Here is a 17,201-nt window from a genome sequence, read left to right on the forward strand (position 1 = left end):
CTCAGCTCCGGGTGAGCGCGGGTTCCGGCGTGGCGGGCTCGGCGGCGGGCGCGGGCCCCTTCTGGTCGATGCCCAGCTCGTCGAGCATCCGCTGGTAGGCGGGCTGGGCGACGGGCTCGAACGGCAGGCGCAGCGGCTTCATGAAGTTGCCGAAGAGGCCGCGGTCGCCGAAGAGGTGGAACGGGATGATCAGCAGCGCCCACTCCGGGCCGATGGTCAGGCACCAGACGAGGACGACCGCGCCCTGGGTGATCATCGAGTGCATCACGTTGTAGAGGACGTGGTAGCCCTTGTGGATGGGGCCGCCGCCTGCCTTCTTGTAGGCGATGGCCCCGGGCAGGTAGCCGATCAGGTCGATGTAGAGGAACAGGGTGACCGCGACCCACCAGCGCACCTCGGAGATGTTCCAGATGAGCAGCCCGGTGACGACCACCAGGCCGAACAGGTACTCCGCGCGGTGGGCCTTGAACGTGTTGGGCGTCTCGTAGGGGTTGAGCTGGTCCATTGTGGACTCCGAGGGCTACTGGCCGGGCGTGGCCGCGGCGGCGGGGGTGAGTTCGAGGTCGCCCGCGAAGGACACCTCGGCGAAGGAGCCGTCGATGGCCCAGGCCACCGTCTCCCGGATGACCCGCTCGGCGATCGGGTCGAGGATGCCCTCCATCGAGGGGATGCCGAAGTCGAAGTCGCCGTCGAAGCGCACCCGGGTGTCGGCGCCCTCCTGGGTGAACCGCCAGACGCCCTCGAAGACGTCGAAGTCGCCGTCCTCCTGGGCGAACTCCACGGTCAGCGCCGCCAGGTCGATCGTCTCCTGCTCGGTCCAGCGCAGGATGCCGCTGCGGAAGTACAGCTCCCAGCTGGAGGACGCGCTGGTCTCGGGCAGGGTCTTGTGCACCTCGGTCGACCGCACGTGCGGGGCCAGCTCGGGGTAGCGGTCGAACTGGACGAGCGCGCGGAGTACATCCTCGGCGCTGGCGTTGCGGACGGTCGCTTCCAGGTCTACGTGTCGCATGTCAGTCGCCCTCCGGCTGGTGGGAATCGGGCATGGTGGCCGAGTTGGTGATGAGGTCGCGGGTGGCCTGGTCCCACGCCGTGAGCAGGGTCTGCACCTCGACGTCGGTGAGGATCGCGGGCGGGGTGAACCGCACGACCGCGCTGCCGGTCATCGAGTGGTTGGCCACGACGCCGTTGTTGAACAGCTCGGTGAGCAGCTCGCCTGCCAGGCCCGGCTCGACCAGCTCCACGCCGATCAGCAGGCCCTGCCCGCGCACGTCCTTCACCAGGTGGCCGATGTTGCGGTAGGCGATGTCGGCGATGCGCGGCAGCAGCTGGGTGCCCAGCTCCATCGCGCGGGTGACCAGCCGCTCCTCCTGCAGCGCGCGGATGGACCCCTTGACGGCGGCCATCAGCACCGGCATGGCCGCGAACGTGCCGGTGTGCACGAACGGGTCCTTGTCGAAGGGCTTGAACGCCTTGCGCGTGGCGACCGCGGCCGAGACCGGCATGACGCCGCCGCCGATGCCCTTGCCGGTGAGCAGCACGTCCGGGGTGATCTCCTCCAGGTCCGCGCCCCACCACTCGCCGAGGCGGCCCATGCCGGTCTGCACCTCGTCGAGGATCAGGAACCCGCCGTACTCGCGGACCAGGGCCTCCACCTGCCGCAGGTAGCCTGCGGGCGGCAGGACCACCCCCGCCTCGCCCTGCACCGGCTCCAGGATCACCGCGGTCTCGCCCGGGTGGGCCTTGAGCTGGGCCTCCAGGGCGTCGGAGTCGCCGAAGGGGATGTGGGTGAAGTCCGGGATGAGCGGGCGGAACGGGCGCTGGTAGACGTCCTTGGCGGTGGCCGACAGCGCGCCGAGCGACTTGCCGTGGTAGCCGTTGACCATCGACACGGTGTGCTTGAAGCCGTTGGCGCGGGCCAGCTTCAGCCCGGTCTCGACCGCCTCGGCCCCGGAGAGCGAGAAGTGCACGCGCTCCAGGCCCTTGGGCACGACCGAGCACAGCAGCTCGGCGGCCTCGGCCGCGGTGGGCTCCAGCAGGATGCGGGTGCCCATCGGGTTGGCGGCGAGCTGGCGCTGCACCTCCTCCAGCACGATGGGGTGGCGGGCGCCGAGGATGAACACGCCGTAGCCGCCGCAGTTGAGGAAGCGCTCGCCGTCGCTGGTGGTCATCCACGCGCCGTCGGAGTGCGCCTCGACGTGGCAGCCGAACAGCTCGGCCAGGGTGGCCCGGCCGCGGCTGAGGTGCTTGCGGTAGAGGTCGAGCACCCGCTGCTCGGCCGCGCCGTGCCCGGTGGCGGGCGTGTTCGCGATCGCGGTCATGTGTGGTCCTTTCAGGACAGGACGAGCGGCTGCCCGGTGAAGTAGGCGACCAGCGCGTCGGCCACCGAGGCCCGCGACGGCGGGTGGAAGGCCAGCGGCCGCACGCCGGTGGCCAGGCGCGTGCTGTCGGCGGAGGTGATGAAGTCCAGCCCGCCCAGCAGCTCCAGGGCCACGGCGGTGGACTCGGCGATGAGCTGCTGGGCGCCGTAGCGGGCGACCAGGGCGTTGGCCACGGCGGCCTCGCCGTCCACCCCGTCGAGCACGCCGCGCGCGGCGCCCTCCAGCAGGGCGTAGGCGGACTCGACCTTGATGGCCAGCTGCGCCTGGTCCTGCGCGCCGCCGCGCCCGCGCTCCAGCACCTTCTCCACCAGCGCGCCCGCCGCGCCGACGTAGCCCGCGGAGATCAGCAGCTCGAACCAGACGAACCCGGCCAGCTGCAGCGCCTCGATCCGCTCGGGGTCCTCGTCGGTGGTGCGGATGACCAGGTCGTCGGCGATGAACACGTCGGTGAGCCGGACCTCCTCGGACTCCGCGGCGGCCAGCACGTCGTTGCCCCAGAACGGGTGGCGGGTGATGCCCGCGCTGTCGGCGGGGATCAGCGCCATCGCCAGCTCCGGCTCGCCGGTGCGCCCGGGCACGGCGATGCTGGCGGTCAGCACATCCATCGACCCGGACAGGCTGCACGGCTTCTTGCTGCCGTTGAGCAGGTAGCCGGCCTCGACCGGCACGGCCTTGACCGCGGGGGCGAGGATGTTCTGCTCGGTGCGGCCCTCGGCCCAGCCCGAGGCCATGATCTTGCGCTCGGGCACCACCGACTTGAGCAGGTCGATCTGCGCGCCGGTCAGCCTGCCCTCGGTCGGGGCGAGGGCGTAGAGGGTGGCCGCGGTGAAGTGGTGCATGGTGGCCGCCGCGGCCAGCGACGGCGACAGCGAGCCCAGCGCGCGCATGACCTGCACGGCCTGCACCAGGTCGGCCCCCGCGCCGCCGTGGTCGGTCGGCACCAGCAGGCCGACGCCGTCGTGGGCGCGGAAGAGGTCGATCACCGGGCTGCCCGGGGTCTCCCGCTCGGCGAAGGTCAGCGCCCGCAGCGCCGGGACCAGGCCGGGGTGGAACTGCTCGCAGACCTCGCGAGCGGCTTCGAGGGAACGCATGGTTGTCTCAGACCTCCTCAGGCACCGTCGAAGACGGCCTGGCGCGGACGGATTCCGGTGGCGACGCTCACGCCCTGCACGTGCGAGGTCTTGAGCATCGGGTAGTTGGCCTCGCCGTAGACGCCGCCGGTCAGGCCGGTGCCGCCGTGGCTGGGCAGGTAGGGCAGGAAGCCGATGTGCGAGTCGTTGACCTTGAGCAGGCCGCCGTTGACGATCCGCTGCACGAACTGGTCGATGACCTCCTCCGACGAGGCCCACAGCGAGTTGCGCAGGCCGTAGTCGTTGGTGTTGACGAACTCGATGAAGCCGTCCAGCAGCTCCAGGTCGGTGGCCGCCTCCGGGACGATGACCGGCAGCAGCGGGAAGAACGTCTCGTGCTTGACCATCTCCATGTCCCGCGCGGTGCCCAGGCCGTTGACCCGCAGCACGGTCGGCTGCAGGAACACCCCGGTCTCCGACGGGGTGCCGTCGACCTCCATCCGGCCGCCGCCGCAGACCAGCTCCGCGCCCAGCCCGATCGCCTGGCGCTGCAGGGCGAAGAACTTCTCCGCCCGGCGCACCGGGGAGAGCAGCACGTCCTCCTGGTCGGGGTAGCCGGGCTTGACGTCGACGATCTGGGCCTTGATCCGGGCGATCAGGTCCTCGGCGACCGCGGGGTGCACCACGACGCAGTTGGGCACCATGCAGATCTGGCCGGAGCCGTAGAAGCACTCCAGGATGGCCTCGGTGGCCGCGTCGAGGTCGGCGTCCTTCCAGACCACGATCGAGTCGTTGCCCGCCAGCTCCAGGATCGGCTTCTTGCCGTTGGCGATGCAGCGCTCCTGCAGCTTCAGGCCCTCCTCGGAGCCGCCGACGAAGAAGATGTCGTCCACCAGCGGGCTCTCCACCCAGCGGTCGGTGGTCTGCTTCGGGTTGCTGCACAGGGCGTTGAGCACGCCGGGCGGGGCGCCGACCTCCTCCAGCAGCGGGGCGATCAGCTCGCGGCACAGGTACATCGTGGACAGCGGGATGCTGCGGGGGGCCCGCACGACCACGGCGTTGCCCGCCATCAGCGGCAGCACGGCCAGCGCGGCGGAGGGACCGGCCGCGTTCTGCGGCGGGTTGAAGCACACCACGCCGTCGGGCTGGCGGCGCACGATCAGCCTGCGGGCGCCGTGGATGAACTCCTTGTGCATCTGCTCGGCGTACCACTGCACGGATTCCTGGCCGTAGAGCTGGTACAGGCAGCTCAGCTCCCAGCGGGCGAGCTTGACCGGGTGCGACTCGGCCACCAGCAGCTCCAGGAACTCGTCCTGGTTGGCCAGCAGGGTGCGGCGGAACAGCTCGCCGAGGCGCAGCCGCCGGGTCAGCGGCACCCGCGCCCACTCCTTGGCCGCCTCGGCCGCGGCCTGCAGCGACTCGTCGATGTGGGCGGTGGTGGCCACGGCGCAGCGGCCGACGACGTAGCGGTGCCGCGAGGCCGCGTCGTCGGGGTCCTTCTCCAGCGCCCGCTTGAGGCTGATGCTGGTGAAGACGTCCTCCAGCAGGGAGGCGGCGCTGGTGGTGTAGACCCAGCCGTCGCCGGGGACGTCCTTGCCGCCGATGAACAGGTCGTAGCTGCGCAGCGGGGTGTCCCGCGCGGCGTCGGCCGTCCCCCCGGACAACTGGGTGGGATCTCCCTCAAAAAGCATCATCGCATGCCCTTCCCGACAATCAGCGGGGTCTGTGACGATTCCCGGCGCGCATTCCCTCGCCTCGCGCCACGCGATCGACTCTCGCAGGGGCGTCTGACCGGCTCCTGACACCGCAGTGATGACGAACGGTCAGCTCAGCGCGGCACCCAGCCAGGACCGCAGCCCGTCCGCGGTCAGCGATTCGAGTTCGACGTCGGCCAATTCCGGGTCGCCGCCGCTTTCGACGAATTTCGCGCGGATGAGCGCGCGGTGCCCGGCGCGCGTTTCCGGGCCTGCCGCCCCGCGCGGGATCCACCGCTCGCGCGTGCGCGTCGCGCCGTCGTGGAACCGGACGGTGACCCGGGCGGGGGTCGCCTTGGTGGCCTCGCGGAAATCCCCCTGCGCGTTCCCCGGCGCCGCCAGGCGGTAGCGGTCCAGCCAGGGCAGGGCGGCGGCCCCCGCCAGCCGCAGGGCCGCGCCGACGGGGGCGTCGGACTCCAGCAGCGCGCGGGTCATCGCCGCGTCCTCGCGCAGGCGCACCTTCTTGGCCAGCGCCCAGCGGGCCTGGTCGGCGGTGGCGGGCCGCTCCAGGTCGGCCGCGGTGAGCCCGCCGGTCAGCAGCGCGGTGGCCACCGGGTAGGCCACGTCGAGGACGAGCGCGCCCAGCGGGGTGTCCGGGCCGTCGGCGTAGCGGTCGGCGGTGCGCTGGGCCAGCAGGGTGTAGGCCGAGACGTCCACCACCACCTCGGCGACGTCCTCGACGTCGGCGGCCAGCGGGGCCAGCTCGGCCGCGCAGTCCACGGCGGCGTCGATGCCCGGGCCGCCGGGGTGCAGCTTGAACGACAGCGTCTCGGTGTGCCACTGCTCGCCGAGGGCGTGGTCGACCTGCTGGGGCAGCGGCACCTCGGCGAAGCGGGCGAGGAACCCGTCCGGGTGCTCCATGAGGTCGGCCGCGCCGGTGAAGCCCGCGTGCGCGGCGTCGCAGGCGTCCAGCGCGGTGCGGACCGGGACCATCGTGCACAGCATCCGGGCGTCGCTGGCCAGGAACGCGCGCAGCAGCGGCCAGTTCGGCATGGCGAAGGCGAGCGCCAGCGCGTCGGTCCAGCGGTCGGCGTCGACCCCCTCGGTCTTGAGCCTGCCCGCGACGGCCCCGGCGAGGTGGGTGTGCATGGCGCTCTGGCCGCGCAGCGGGCCGAGGGTGGCGGCGGCGGTGATGCGGGCGGCGCACTCGTTGGCGGTGACGACGGCCGTGATCAGCTCGGCCCCGTCGCGGGCGTAGGCCAGGGGGACGGCGACGGTGGAGTTGGACAGGTGGCCCGCGTAGGCGGTGTCGTCGAGGTTGAGCCACGAGCCCAGCGCGGCCAGCACGCACGCCGCGGCCTTGCGGTCGGGCTGGTCGGGGCGGCCGAACGCGGCGGTGAGCCGGGCGGCCCCGGGGTGCGCCGCGCCCGCGCGGATGGCCGCCACCTGGGAGAGCACCTGGCTGGCCGCGTAGTCGCGGACGCGGCCGGGGATGTCGCCTGCCCGGACCCCGGCCGCCCACCGGGCCAGAGCGCGCAGCCGGGTCACCAGTCCCGGCCCGCCGCGATGGCCGGGTCGGCCCACACCGGCAGCGCGCCCGGCGCGACCCGCAGGGTCATGCTGGCGCAGGTGTCGGCGATCAGCTCGCCGTCGTGCTCGAAGACCAGGTTCGCGCCGTCGGTGCGCTCGACCCGGATGCGGCTGCCGCGTCCGTAGTAGACACCCGGCTCGCCGAGGTGCCCGCCAGCGCGGATCAGCTCCGGCACGCGCGCCGGGTCGACCTGGCCGCTGATGACGCACACGTCGAGCAGGCCGTCGGTCAGCTCCGACAGCGGCAGCAGCAGGTACTGTCCGCCGCGGTAGCGCCCGCCGCCGACGTTGGCCAGCACGGTGTCGCCCTCGAACAGCACGCGGTCGTCCACGGTGACCCGGCCCGGGTAGGGCCGGTGCGCCGCGCAGGCGTCGGCGAGGGCCTTGGCGTAGCGGGCGCGGCCGGACAGCGGGGTGCGGCGGGCGAAGTCCAGCGCCTCGGCGACCACCCCGGAGCACGCGCCCAGGCAGACGGTCGTGCCGATCTCCTCCAGCCGGGCCACGTCCAGCCTGCGGCGCACCGCCTGGCCGGTGAACACCGCGCGCAGCGCGTCGGCCCACGGCTTCTCGCCCCACAGCATGCGGTAGACGGAGTTGCCGGTGCCGCCGGGGATCACCAGCAGGGTCGCGGCGCTGACCCCTGCCATTCCCTCGACGACCTCGCGGACGGTCCCGTCGCCGCCGACGACGACCACCAGGTCCGGCGGGGTGCGCTCGGCGAGGGCGCGCTGCACGCTCTCGGTGGCGTCCCCCTTGGCCGTGGTGATGTGCAGCGCGGCGTCGGCGTGCGCGGCGCAGGCGTCGCGGACGGCGGCCAGCAGCGGCCCGCGCGCGCTGCCCGCGGTCGGATTGGCGATCACCAGCACGTGGCTGGTGTCCGACAGTGGACTCATGCGACTGCTCCCCGCGCGTGTGTGACCCGGCATGCCGATCACGACCATCGCCAGTGGTTCTGACCACCGGCTGATGGGCCCCTGACAGCGCCTTTCCCCGCTATATCCCCGGTGTTCTACTGGGCGCCGACGAAACCCGCGGAAAGGGGTGCCAGGCGTGACCAGCACAGTGAGCAGGACCGACATCCCGGCGCTGGACGCGATCCGGGCGTACACGCAGGCCGAGAACCCGTCGGCCTTCCTCACGCTCAACGCCGGGACGGCGACCTTCACCAGCCCGGGCATCCCGGGCGCGGTGGCCTACCGGCGCGCGGGGGACTACCTGGTGCAGTTCGGGGGCGTGTTCGCCCCGCCCGAGGACTACGACCGCCTGCTGGCGGCGTTCCTCGACTTCGCGCGGTCGCAGGCGTGCAAGGTGGTGTCGGTCCAGCTGCAGCGCCACGACGCGGAGATCTACGCGCGCAACGGCTTCACCGTCAACCAGATCGGCGCGTCCTGGGCGGTGTCGCTGCCGGAGTTCACCCTGCGCGGAACCCGCTTCATGCAGCTGCGCAACAAGATCTCCCGCGCGTTCCGCAACGGCTTGACCGTCGAGGAGGTCGACGCGGCCCACTACGCGGGCCCGATCACCGAGATCGACCGGGCGTGGCTGGGGTCCAAGGGCGACGGCGCGCACCAGCTGGAGTTCCTCGTCGGCGAGATCGGCGGCGACGGCCAGCCGCACCGGCGGCTGTTCGTCGGCTCGATCGAGGGCCAGCCGGTGGGCTACATCTCCTACTCCCCGGTCTACGGCACCCGGCACGGCTGGATGCACGACCTGTCCCGGCGCATCCCGTCGACCTCGCCGGGGCTGATGGAGGCCATCAACTCCGTGGCGATCGAGAAGTTCCGGGGCGAGGGCGTGCCGTGGCTGCACTTCGGCTTCACCCCGTTCACCGGCCTGGACGCCACCCAGGAGCTGCCCGGCTTCAACCGCGGCTACCAGTGGCTGATGCACGCGCTGTTCGCCCAGGGCGGCGACCTGTACCCGGCGCAGAGCCAGCTGGCCTACAAGCAGAAGTGGGGCCCGACGCTGGTGATCCCGGAGTACATCGCCTTCCCCGACCGCGCCTCCCTGCACGCCTTCGCCCACGTCTTCCGCGCCTGCGGCGCGTTCTGAAACGGAGCCGATCGAATGTCCACTGAGGAACTGATGCAGGCCGCCGTCGGCGCGCTGATGGGCATCTTCGGCGCCCCGGACGACCCGGAGGTCGCCGAGGCCGCGGACGACACCCTCGCCGCCCTGCACGAGGCCCTCGCCGGCTGATCACCGCAGGGTCAGCCCCGGATCAGCCCGGGCAGCCACGCTGGCCCCGCCTCCCGTCGTCATCGCTAAGGAGTCACGGCATGCAGTCCACGCAAGCCAGCAGCACCACGCCTGATCCGGATGTGCGGCAGGCCAACACCGGCTCGGCGACGTTCACCGAGCTGCTCCGCCGGGTGAAGGCCGAGGGCCTGCTCGACCTGCGCGCTGGCTGGTACTACCGGCGGATCTCGCTGAACCTGGCGATGCTCGGCCTGGGCATCGCCGCCTTCTTCGCCATCGGCGACTCCTGGTGGCAGCTGCTCACCGCGACCTGGATCGGCCTCTGGTGCGCGCAGGCGTCGTTCATGTTCCACGACGCGGGCCACAAGTCCATGTTCCGCGCCCGGACCTCGGCGACGGTGGTGGGCTACACGCACGCGAACCTGATCAACGGGTTCTCCTACGGCTGGTGGGTCAACCACCACAACCGCCACCACAGCCACCCCAACCACCTCTCCCTCGACCCCGACATCGCCCGCCGCACGGCGATCTTCGACATCAAGCACTACGCGACCAGGACCCGGGTGGGCCGCTTCATCGTCCGGTACCAGTCGGTCCTGTTCTTCGTGCTGCTGACGCTGGAGTCGTACAAGATGCAGCGCACGGCGTGGCGGATGATCGCCCGCCGCGAGGTGAAGAACCCGCTGCTGGAGGCGGGCCTCATCGTCCTGCGCCTGGCGGTCTACCTCACCTGCGCCTTCCTGGTCCTGTCCCCCGGCCTGGCGATCGCGTTCATCCTCCTGCAGCAGGCCGTGATGGGCGTCTACTTCGGCATGATCTTCGCCCCCAACCACAAGGGCATGGAAATCCGCGACGGCGACGAGGAAACCCTCGACTGGCTGGAGCGCCAGGTCCTGACCTCCCGCAACATCAACCCGTCCCCGCTGATCGACTTCATGTACGGCGGCCTGAACTACCAGATCGAGCACCACCTGTTCCCGTCGATGCCCCAGGGCGCGCTGCCGAGGGCCCGGCAGCTGACGATGGAGTACTGCGCGGAGAAGGGCATCCCGTACGTGGAAATGGGCTTCTGGTCCTCGTACAAGGAAGTAGCCACCTTCCTCCACGACGTCAGCGCCCCCGCCCGCCGCGGCGAAGTAACCGTCTAACCCAACCAACGTGAAGGCTCCCACCACTCCGGTGGGAGCCTTTCACTGTCATCACCCCCGCCCGGGGTATCTCGATCGAGTGATCTCCCCCCGCTGCCACGATCTGCCCATGCCAAGCAGTGGGCCACCTCGGCCACAAGCTTTCGTCGACGAGTCGTTCCTCGAATGCGATGCGGGCGACGGCTTCTACATCGTCGCCGCAGCGGTGATCGAGCCCGCGGCCCAGGCCGCTGCCCGGCAGGTGATGGTCGCCCTGCTCGACCGCAGCTCTCGGGAGAAGCTCCACTGGAACGAGATGAACCACGACCGCCAGATGCGGGCGGCAGCCGCCGTGGCCGCGCTGGCGGGCTTCCACGTCGTGGCCATCGGCACCCCGGTGCCGCGCAGGCGGCAGGACCGCGCCCGGGCGCGGTGCCTGGAGCGCCTGGTGACCGAGCTCCACGGGGTCGACGTCACCGCCGTGCTCGCCGAGAGCAGGACGCCGACGCTGGATGCCCGCGATCTGCGGACCGTCATCGGCGCGCGGTACAACCTGCCGAAGGGGTCGCGGTTCCACCTCGACCACCGGCCCGGACGCGCCGAACCGCTCCTGTGGGTGGCCGACATCGTGGCCGGGGCCGTGCGCCTGCACCGCGGCGGGGACTCCCGCTGCCGGGACCTGCTGGCGGGCAGCCTCGTGGAGATCGAGATCGATACCGGCTGCTGACATGCGTAAGGCCAGGGTCCCGGTCTACCCCAGGTGCACCTGGCCTTGCGACTCGCCGCCCGCCCACGACGGGTGGCTCTCGGTGATTACGGTACCAGGTCTCGGGTCTCCAGCACGGTGAACGTGAGGCCTGCCTTGATGAGGCGGTCTAGGAGGGCGTCGCCCAGGGCGGTGGCGGTGGTTTGCTGGCCTGCGGTTGGGGGGAGGTCGTCGAAGGCCAGGGAGAGGGCGGATTCGGCGAGCATCTTGGCGGTTTCGTCGTAGCCCGGGTCGCCGCCGGAGACCTCGGTGACGAGGTGCTTGCCGGGGGTGCGGGCGGAGAAGCGGACCTTGAACCAGGAGCGGGCGCGCTTCTGCGGGGACGGGCCGTCGCCGGGCTTCTTGCGGGTGAGGAGCCAGTCGCGGGTGAGGGGGAGCTGCGCCAGGCCGAACAGCACGCCCACTCCGGCGACCAGGCCCACCGCCGTCGGCAGGCGGCGCAGCGCGAGGTAGTGGCCGTAGGTGAAGTCGGGCCCGTAGGACTCCAGCGCCCTGGCCGACCGCAGCACGATCTGCGGGTCGATCGTCGGGGCGGGGAGCGCCCACCAGCCGAACGGGGAGCGGTGGGGGCGGCCTGCCCCGCGGACCCGACGCCCGGCGGGGCGCTGCTCCACCGACCGCCGCTGCCGGGCCACCGCCGCGCTCGACCGCATCCGGCTGAAGGCGGTGATCGCCGAGTGGAACGTCCCGCCGGAGAGGTCCGCCGACGCCCGCACGTAGGCGTCGACCGACACCGGCCCGGACGCCCCCAGCTCGCGGAGCGTGTAGTACACGCCCAGGTCGTACGGGATCGAGTCGAAGCCGCAGGCGTGGACGAGCCGGGCGCCGCTGGCCACGGCCGTCGCGTGGTGGCGGAGGTAGGTCTGGTCGACGAACTCCGGCTCGCCGGTCAGGTCGACGTAGTCCGTCCCGGCCGCCGCGCACGCCGCCACCAGCGGGTCGCCGTACTTCACGTACGGGCCCACGGTCGTGATCACCACGCGGGTCGAGGACGCCACCGCCGCCAGGGACGCCGGGTCGGTCACGTCGGCGGTGAGCAGGTCCATCGACGCCAGCGCCGGGTTGATCGCGGCCAGCCGGGACCGGACCCCGGCCAGCTTGGCCTGGTTGCGGCCCGCGAGCGCCCAGGTGCAGCCCTCGGGCGCGTGCCTGGCCAGGTACTCCGCGGTCAGCTCGCCGGTGAAGCCGGTGGCCCCGAACAGGACGATGTCGTACATGGACCCCGACATTACCCACGAGTAACCGGACTCACCACTATTGGCATCTGGCAGCCAAAAGTATTCACTCCATGGTCGAAGTTCCGGCGAATGTCGCACGAACGGGGTTACACTTCGACCAGCCCAGGGCGGCTGGGTCCGGACGAGGAAGGGCGTCGTGCAGATCTCCCCATCCGCATCCCCCGGCGAGCTGCTGCGGCTGCTACGCGACGGGCAGGCCCGCACCCGGGCCGAGCTGGTCGCCGAGACCGGGCTGGCCCGCTCGACCGTGCGCGCCCGGCTGGACTCCCTCGTCGACGCCGGGCTGGTGACCGACCGCGGCAACGGCGCGTCCACCGGCGGGCGCCCGGCCAGCCGGTTCGTCTTCAACGCCCGCTCCCGCCTGGTCCTGGCCGCCGAGGTCGGCGCGACGCACGCGACCGTCGCCGTCACCGACCTGGCGGGCGACCCGCTGGCCACCGAGCGCCTGGCCCTGGACATCGCCGACGGCCCCGACGCCGTGCTCGGCCTGCTCACCGCCACTTGGCGGCGGCTGGTCGAGCCGATGGGCACCCCGGTCGCGGGCGTCGGCATCGGCCTGCCCGGCCCGGTCGAGCACTCCACCGGCCGCCCGACCAACCCGCCGATCATGCCCGGCTGGAACGGCTACGACGTGCCCGCCCGGGTCGCCGCCGACTTCGACGTCCCCGTGCTGGTGGACAACGAGGTCAACCTGATGGCCCTCGGCGAGCACGCCCGCTGCCACCCCGGCGAGCAGCACATGGTGGTCGTCAAGGTCGCCACCGGCATCGGCGCGGGCCTGATCAGCAACGGCATGCTGCACCGCGGCGCGGTCGGCGCGGCGGGCGACCTCGGCCACATCCTGGCCCCCGGCGCGGGCGACGCCCCGTGCCGCTGCGGCAACACCGGCTGCCTGGAGGCCGTCGCCAGCGGGCCTGCCGTGGCCGCGCGGCTGAGCGCGATGGGGCTGGCGGCCACCACCAGCGCCGACGTCGTGGCCCTCGTCCAGTCCGGCAACCCGACCGCTGGCCAGGCCGTGCGGCAGGCCGGGCGGGACATCGGCGAGGTGCTGGCGGGCTGCGTGAGCCTGTTCAACCCCTCGCTCATCGTCATCGGCGGCTCGCTGTCCAACGCGGGCGAGATGCTGCTCGCGGGCGTGCGCGAGGCGATCTACCGCCGCTCGCTGCCGCTGGCCACCGAGCACCTGCGGATCGTGCCGTCGCAGACCGCCGACGCCGCCGCCATGCTGGGCGCGGCGGCGATGGTCGTGCAGCACGCGCTCTCGCCGGTCGTGCTCGACCGCGAGCTGGCCTGATCAGCTCCAGAACACCGCCAGGCCCACGTTCAGCACCACCAGCGCGCCCAGCGCGGGCGTGACCCACTTGGGCAGCGGCGTCTTGCGCAGGTAGGTGAAGGCGATGCCCGCGATGGCCACGACCACCAGCGTCTTGATCCCCAGCTTCATGTGGTTGTACTCGGCGTCGGTCAGCGGCGCGAGCGCGATCAGGGCGACGCCGGTCACCAGCTGCAGGCCGGAGCCGTGCAGCCAGCCGGGGTTGAGCGCGCCCTCGCGGGAGCGCAGCTGCAGCAGGAAGGTGCCCACCAGCAGGCCCATGCCCAGCAGGTGCAGGAAGACCAGCAGCAGTCGCACGAACTCCACGTCGCGCCCCTTCCACATCGCGGGAATTTCGACAGCTGCAGTCTCACACCCGGCCCGACCGGCGCTGACACCGGGCACGCCCGTGTGGGTGACAGGCCGGATCGTGGCCTGATCGTGACGGGTTCTACCCTGGCCGGGTGCGCTTCGCAGCCCGCGGGACCGTCGCCGCCCTCCTGGCCCTGCTCACCGCCGCCCCAGCGGCGGCGCAGGGTCCGACGGGCGAGCCGCTGATGCAGACCAGCGCCCAGTGCCGCAACCACGACCGCCCGCCGCCCGCCATCGACACCTCCGAGGAGCCCAAGCCCGGCGACCCGTCGCCGACGCCGCTGCCGGTGCCCCAGGAGCCCGTCGGCGGCACCCGGATGGGTGAGTGCGGGCTGGTGCTGCCGCCGGAGGCCCCCGCGCTGCCCGGCGCGGTCAACGCCGCGGCCTGGATCATCACCGACATCGGCTCGGGCACCGTGCTGGCCGCCAAGGACCCGCACGCCCGCGAGCGGCCCGCGTCGCTGATCAAGCTGCTGCTGGCCATCACCGCGGTGCGCGAGCTGCGCCCCGAGCAGGTGGTGACCGGCACCGCGGAGGACGCCCAGCAGGAGGGCTCCCGGGTCGGCATCGGCCCCGGCGGGGAGTACACCGTCGACCAGCTCCTGCACGCGCTGCTGATGCGCTCGGGCAACGACGTGGCGCACGCGCTGGCGCGCGCCCTCGGCGGGGTGCCGGTCGCGCTGGAGAAGATGAACGCGCTGGCCCGCGAGCTGGGCGCGATGGACACCCGGGCGGCCACCCCGTCCGGCCTGGACGGGCCGGGCATGAGCACGTCGGCCTACGACGTGGCGCTGATCTTCCGCGAGGCGATGGAGCACCAGGAGATCGCCAAGGCCATCGCCACCCGGTCGCTGGACTTCCCCGGCGACGGCCAGCGCGGCTCGTTCCCGATCTACAACGACAACAAGCTGTGGGGCGAGTACGCCGGGTTCACCGGCGGCACCGCGGGCTTCACCGACTCGGCCCGGCACACCTACCTCGGCAGCGCCGAGCGCGACGGCCGCAGGCTCGCCGTCGTCCTGCTGCGCGGCGAGCCCAACCCCGACCCGCTGGCCGGGCAGGGCGCGCTCCTGCTGGACTACGGCTTCGGCCTCATCGACGCGGGCCGCAAGCCGGTCGGGGAGCTGGTCACCGGCGCCCCGGACGCCCAGCCCAAGCCCGACGGCAGCGTCGGCGGCGTGCCGGAGACCCAGGCCCCGCCCGGCGACAGCCCGCGCGACTCCGCGGCGCCCGCCGCCGAGCGCTCGGCGTTCGGCACCTACGGCATGCCGCTGGTGGTGGCCGCGGGCCTGGCCGTGCTGGTCGCGCTGGCGATGTTCCTGCGCAAGAAGCGGGCCGCCCGGGCCAGGGCGGCCGCCCGCGCGGCGGCGTCCTAGCGCCGCCTGCCCAGCACCAGGCCGAGCAGCGCGCCCGCGCCCAGCAGGCTCGCCGTCTGCCGGGCGTTGGGCCTGCTGGCGACCGTCACCACCGGCCGGATGACCGCGGGCGGCGGGGGCGGGATGGGCTCGTCGACGACGTTCTCCTTGGCGGTGGCCGTCCACGCGGTCACGTACAGCAGGAAGCGGGCCACCAGGTTGGCGAACACCAGCAGACCGACGATCGGGCCGACGAGGCTGCCCAGCGGGCCGCCGAGCACCGAGTTGAGGTAGATCGCCCCGATCTGCTTGAGCACCTCGAAGCCGATGGCCGCCGCCAGCGCGCCCCGCACCGCGCTGCGGACGCTCACCGGGGTGCGCGGCAGCCGGGCGATCACCCACAGGAAGATCAGCCAGTTGGCCAGCAGCGACAGCGCGGTGGTCACGCAGAACAGCAGCACCCGCGCCCAGCCCGCCTCGGACAGGCCGACCCAGTCCAGCAGCAGGTCGGCCAGCCCGCTGCCCGCCGCGCTCAGGCCGAAGGACAGCGCGATCGCCCCGCCCAGGCCCAGCAGCGCGAGCAGGTCCATCAGGTTGCCCTTGAGGAACGGGCGGTCCTTGTGCTTCTGGCCCCACTGCGCCGTCAGCGCGTCGCGCAGGTTGCTCATCCAGCCCAGCCCGGTGTAGGCGGCGGTGAGCAGGCCGATGAGCCCGACCCGCCCGCGCTCCTCGACCGCGGCGTTGACCAGGTCGGTGAGCAGGCCGCGCAGGTTCTCCGGGGCCGCGGAGGTGATGCTCTCCTGCAGCGAGCGCAGCAGCTCGGGCTGCCCGGCGAGGACGAAGCCGAGGACGGCGAAGGAGATCAGCAGCAGCGGGAACAGCGACAGGACGCTGAAGTAGGTGATCGACGCGGCGAAGTGGTTGCCGTAGCGGTCGGTGAACGCCTCGTTCGCGCGGAACAGGTGGTCGATCCCCGGCCGCCTGCGGCGCAGCCGGGCGACCTTCGACTCCTTCTCGTCGGGCACCTGCAAAACCTAGGCGGCCCGCTGGAGATCCGCTACTCGAAGATCCGCTACTTGAGGAAGCCGACCCGGTCGTACACCCGCGCCAGCGTCGCCGCGGCGACCTCCCTGGCCCGCTCGGCGCCCCCGGCCAGGAGCTTGTCCAGCTCGGCCGGATCGTCCATGTAGGACTTGACGGTGTCGCGGACCGGCCCGGCGAAGTCGGCGACGACCTCGCCGAGGTCCTTCTTCAGGTCGCCGTACCCCTTGCCGTCGTAGGCGTTGACGAGGTCCTCGACCGCGCGGCCGGTCAGCGCGGAGTAGATGCCCAGCAGGTTGCTGACGCCCGGCTTGGCCTCCGGGTCGAAGCGGATCTCCCGCTCGGCGTCGGTCACCGCGGAGCGGATCTTCTTGGCCGAGGCCTTCGGGTCGTCCAGCAGCTCGATGATCCCGCCGGGGCTGGAGGCGGACTTGCTCATCTTCGCCTGCGGCTCCTGCAGGTCGTAGATCTTGGCGGTGCCCTTGAGGATGTAGGGCTCCGGCAGCGGGAAGGTCTTGCCGAAGCGGGTGTTGAACCGCTGCGCGAGGTCGCGGGTCAGCTCCAGGTGCTGGCGCTGGTCCTCGCCGACCGGCACGTACTCCGGCCGGTACACCAGGATGTCGGCCGCTTGCAGGATCGGGTAGGTGAACAGCCCGACGCTGACCATGCTGCCCTGCTTGGCCGACTTGTCCTTGAACTGCGTCATCCGGCCCGCCTCGCCGAAGCCGGTCAGGCACTGCATGACCCAGCCCAGCTCGGCGTGCTCGGGCACCTGGGACTGCACGAACAGGGTGGTGCGGGCGGGGTCGAGGCCGAGGGCGAGCAGCTGCGCCGCCGAGACCCGGGTGCGCTTGCGCAGCAGCTTCGGGTCGTGCTCGACGGTGATCGCGTGCATGTCCGCGATGAAGTAGAAGGCGTCGTGGGTGTCCTGCAAGGCCACCCACTGGCGGACCGCGCCGAGGTAGTTGCCCAGGTGGAACGAGTCGGCGGTGGGCTGGATGCCCGACAGCACGCGCGGCTTGCGCTCGGTCTTCTCGGTCGACACGCCCCCGATTCTCC

At 72.4% G+C, this 17,201-nt stretch carries 17 protein-coding genes; 6 read left to right on the plus strand and 11 right to left on the minus strand.

What is annotated here, in order from left to right:
- Window position 1 precedes the first annotated feature (1 nt).
- From ACWEPX_RS18360 to ACWEPX_RS18390, 7 genes are all read right to left on the minus strand, one after another.
- Window positions 2–505, minus strand: a complete 504-nt coding sequence (locus tag ACWEPX_RS18360; protein WP_451898390.1) for a hypothetical protein — start codon at window positions 503–505, stop codon at window positions 2–4.
- 15 nt (window positions 506–520) lie between these two features.
- Window positions 521–1,009: a type II toxin-antitoxin system RatA family toxin gene (locus ACWEPX_RS18365; protein ID WP_451898391.1), complete on the minus strand. Its 489-nt coding sequence runs from the start codon at window positions 1,007–1,009 to the stop codon at window positions 521–523.
- 1 nt (window position 1,010) lies between these two features.
- Entirely contained in the window at window positions 1,011–2,318 is a 1,308-nt protein-coding gene (locus ACWEPX_RS18370) for an aspartate aminotransferase family protein (RefSeq protein ID WP_451898392.1), read from the minus strand.
- 11 nt (window positions 2,319–2,329) lie between these two features.
- Window positions 2,330–3,469: an acyl-CoA dehydrogenase family protein gene (locus tag ACWEPX_RS18375; RefSeq protein ID WP_451898393.1), complete on the minus strand. Its 1,140-nt coding sequence runs from the start codon at window positions 3,467–3,469 to the stop codon at window positions 2,330–2,332.
- Between the two features lie 17 nt (window positions 3,470–3,486).
- A complete protein-coding gene (locus ACWEPX_RS18380) occupies window positions 3,487–5,112 on the minus strand; it encodes an aldehyde dehydrogenase family protein (protein ID WP_451898394.1) in 1,626 nt (541 codons plus the stop codon).
- 159 nt (window positions 5,113–5,271) lie between these two features.
- Window positions 5,272–6,690 (minus strand): MmgE/PrpD family protein, encoded by a 1,419-nt coding sequence (locus tag ACWEPX_RS18385; RefSeq protein WP_451898395.1) that lies wholly within the window; start codon window positions 6,688–6,690, stop codon window positions 5,272–5,274.
- On the minus strand, window positions 6,687–7,625 hold the full coding sequence (locus ACWEPX_RS18390) for a diacylglycerol/lipid kinase family protein (protein WP_451898396.1): 939 nt from the start codon (window positions 7,623–7,625) through the stop codon (window positions 6,687–6,689). The genes ACWEPX_RS18385 and ACWEPX_RS18390 overlap by 4 nt, the downstream gene beginning before the upstream one ends.
- A 157-nt stretch (window positions 7,626–7,782) precedes the next feature.
- Here ACWEPX_RS18390 and ACWEPX_RS18395 point away from each other — a divergent pair, with 157 nt between their 5' ends.
- The 4 genes from ACWEPX_RS18395 to ACWEPX_RS18410 all read left to right on the plus strand — a co-directional run bounded on the left by ACWEPX_RS18395 (window position 7,783) and on the right by ACWEPX_RS18410 (window position 10,785).
- Entirely contained in the window at window positions 7,783–8,784 is a 1,002-nt protein-coding gene (locus ACWEPX_RS18395; protein WP_451898397.1) for a bifunctional lysylphosphatidylglycerol flippase/synthetase MprF, read from the plus strand.
- A gap of 15 nt (window positions 8,785–8,799) precedes the next feature.
- Window positions 8,800–8,931 (plus strand): hypothetical protein, encoded by a 132-nt coding sequence (locus tag ACWEPX_RS18400; RefSeq protein WP_451898398.1) that lies wholly within the window; start codon window positions 8,800–8,802, stop codon window positions 8,929–8,931.
- An 80-nt stretch (window positions 8,932–9,011) separates the two neighbouring features.
- Window positions 9,012–10,079: a fatty acid desaturase family protein gene (locus tag ACWEPX_RS18405; protein ID WP_451898399.1), complete on the plus strand. Its 1,068-nt coding sequence runs from the start codon at window positions 9,012–9,014 to the stop codon at window positions 10,077–10,079.
- A 109-nt stretch (window positions 10,080–10,188) separates the two neighbouring features.
- Window positions 10,189–10,785 carry a hypothetical protein gene (locus ACWEPX_RS18410; RefSeq protein ID WP_451898400.1) on the plus strand — a complete coding sequence of 199 codons (597 nt, stop codon included), beginning with the start codon at window positions 10,189–10,191 and terminating at the stop codon, window positions 10,783–10,785.
- Between the two features lie 86 nt (window positions 10,786–10,871).
- On the opposite strand, the gene ACWEPX_RS18415 is transcribed toward ACWEPX_RS18410, so the two are convergent.
- Window positions 10,872–12,041: a saccharopine dehydrogenase family protein gene (locus ACWEPX_RS18415; RefSeq protein WP_451898401.1), complete on the minus strand. Its 1,170-nt coding sequence runs from the start codon at window positions 12,039–12,041 to the stop codon at window positions 10,872–10,874.
- A 157-nt stretch (window positions 12,042–12,198) separates the two neighbouring features.
- On the opposite strand from ACWEPX_RS18415, the gene ACWEPX_RS18420 reads away from it, so the two are divergent.
- On the plus strand, window positions 12,199–13,356 hold the full coding sequence (locus ACWEPX_RS18420; protein ID WP_451898402.1) for an ROK family protein: 1,158 nt from the start codon (window positions 12,199–12,201) through the stop codon (window positions 13,354–13,356).
- Here the strand turns inward: ACWEPX_RS18420 and ACWEPX_RS18425 are convergent, their stop codons facing one another.
- Window positions 13,357–13,701, minus strand: coding sequence for a hypothetical protein (locus tag ACWEPX_RS18425; RefSeq protein ID WP_451898403.1), 345 nt, complete (start codon window positions 13,699–13,701; stop codon window positions 13,357–13,359).
- Between the two features lie 137 nt (window positions 13,702–13,838).
- On the opposite strand from ACWEPX_RS18425, the gene ACWEPX_RS18430 reads away from it, so the two are divergent.
- Window positions 13,839–15,122 (plus strand): D-alanyl-D-alanine carboxypeptidase family protein, encoded by a 1,284-nt coding sequence (locus tag ACWEPX_RS18430; protein WP_451898404.1) that lies wholly within the window; start codon window positions 13,839–13,841, stop codon window positions 15,120–15,122.
- Here the strand turns inward: ACWEPX_RS18430 and yhjD are convergent.
- Together yhjD and trpS are read right to left on the minus strand one after the other, a co-directional pair.
- Entirely contained in the window at window positions 15,119–16,126 is a 1,008-nt protein-coding gene (gene yhjD / locus ACWEPX_RS18435; RefSeq protein ID WP_451898405.1) for an inner membrane protein YhjD, read from the minus strand. The genes ACWEPX_RS18430 and yhjD overlap by 4 nt on opposite strands.
- A 47-nt stretch (window positions 16,127–16,173) precedes the next feature.
- Window positions 16,174–17,187 (minus strand): tryptophan--tRNA ligase, encoded by a 1,014-nt coding sequence (trpS, locus tag ACWEPX_RS18440; RefSeq protein WP_451898406.1) that lies wholly within the window; start codon window positions 17,185–17,187, stop codon window positions 16,174–16,176.
- Window positions 17,188–17,201 lie beyond the last annotated feature (14 nt).

This window comes from Actinokineospora sp. NPDC004072 (assembly GCF_053604195.1).